This is a genomic window from Sphingomonas sp. GW821-FHT09E03 (assembly GCF_059416225.1).
The window spans coordinates 1,473-3,018 of record NZ_JBWKOS010000026.1 but is presented as its reverse complement, the minus strand read 5'-3'; the positions used below and the strand labels follow the sequence as shown (position 1 = coordinate 3,018).

At 60.8% G+C, this 1,546-nt stretch carries 1 protein-coding gene and 1 pseudogene; both read right to left on the bottom strand.

Annotated features, from left to right (window positions below; translation table 11 throughout):
- Positions 1 to 82: 82 nt before the first annotated feature.
- Positions 83 to 664 (bottom strand): TadE/TadG family type IV pilus assembly protein, encoded by a 582-nt coding sequence (locus tag AC07M8_RS19620; RefSeq protein ID WP_495175904.1) that lies wholly within the window; start codon positions 662 to 664, stop codon positions 83 to 85.
- A pseudogene (locus AC07M8_RS19615) lies at positions 664 to 1,546 on the bottom strand (pilus assembly protein TadG-related protein); the annotation flags it as partial. The gene AC07M8_RS19620 and the pseudogene AC07M8_RS19615, both read right to left, overlap by 1 nt.

Below are 1,546 nucleotides of genomic sequence, written 5' to 3'. Positions count from 1 at the left end.
ACGGGCAGCGCCAGCGCGAACTCGAGCAGCGCCAGGCCCCGCTCGTCGGATCGCAGGCGAGCGAACATCCGGCGCGGCATCATCATGCGCAGTTCCTTACAGGTGCAGCAGTCTGGTCACTCGCCGGCTGGTTGCGCAACATGGTCGTCGATGTGAGCACGGTTCGGCCCGGACCAAAGACAAAGCTACTGATGATCAGCCGCGGGTAAGAGGCCGTCGCGATCAGAACCAGCACGTCACGTGAACTTCCGACGCCTTCCACGCCACTGTCGGCGTCGAAGTGGTTGTTGTTGTTCGCGTCGACGTACGGCTCCTGGTTGTCACAGGTGCCGTTGTGGTTTTTGTCGTCGAACTCTTCCATGCGATAGGCCGCGTCGCGATAGTCGTGGTAATGACGCAGGGCGATGTCGACCTGCGCACCGCGCATCACCGTCTGAACCGCGTCTCGGAGCCGCTGCTGTATCGCGGCGTTTCTGATCGGATTGTTGGCGTCCTCCAGGCTGAAATCGCGCGCGGCCTTCTGCACCTCGCCGTCCAGAACAGATTTGATGTAATAATTGTATGAGGCGTCCAACCCGCCGAACAGCAGCAGGAGGAAGACGGGCGCGAGGATCGCGAACTCCATCAAGCTCGCGCCGCGTCGATCCTTCAACGGCGTGCGCATCAGTGGGTGACCCGCAGCTGCGAGATCTTGGCTGCGATGTCGGCAAAGGTCTGGTTGAGTTCCGCCGTGTTGTTAGCCTGATAGGCCCGGTTGGGCGATGCGCAGTCGGTGAGTAGCGAGGTAAGGCTGGTGCCGAAGGCGATCACCCAGACGGTGATGTTCTTCTGGTCCTTCGCCAAGGTGCACAAGCGCCGCAACCGATCTTCGACAATATTATCTTGTGCCGAGTTGGTCGGCAGCGCTCCCGCGTCCGTCCGGCGTCGATCGAGCGCTGCCAGCCCGTAAGCATCATAATCGGCGATGTTCGTCTCGGTATCGCCATCGGTCATGAAGATCAGGTTGCGAGTGATCGATGCGCCATTGGCCGCCGCCGCGTTTTCGCTTGCGAACAGGCCTTGTGCCGACATCAGGCGCAGGCCCCACAGCATGCCAATATCGTGATAGGTCCGTCCACGCGGGACTAACCCGTTGAGGTAGGTTGTGAGATTGTTTTGTTCCGTCGTGGTGCGGATCGTGGCGAGCTTGCGCGCCACGGAAGGGCAGGCAGCAAAATCCGATTTATTGGACGCGAGGGCAATGTAGTTGCTGGACGAGTGCGTGACCTCGTTAATCTGCCAACCGGTAATTGGATTGGTCCCGCCAGGATAGTAGTTGGTGACCGAACGTGCCCAGACGAGCTCCGGCAAGAACGGTCGCCACTGCGTCTCGGGGCGGGTGGGATCGGGAACGAGATCGACATCGAGGTCGTAGGCTGACCCAATTTCGCCGGGCCGCAGCGTCTTGCGCTCCTCGATGCAAGCGCCTTGGCTGCTGTTGCCCCAATTCACGGTCCTGCTGGTGAAGTTGTTGCCGAGCATGGTCGTGAAGCTGCCGCCGGCCATT

Bases quoted from the DNA above. Each gene is read 5' to 3' on its own strand.
- AC07M8_RS19620 (WP_495175904.1), bottom strand. From the start codon at position 664: ATGCGCACGCCGTTGAAGGATCGACGCGGCGCGAGCTTGATGGAGTTC.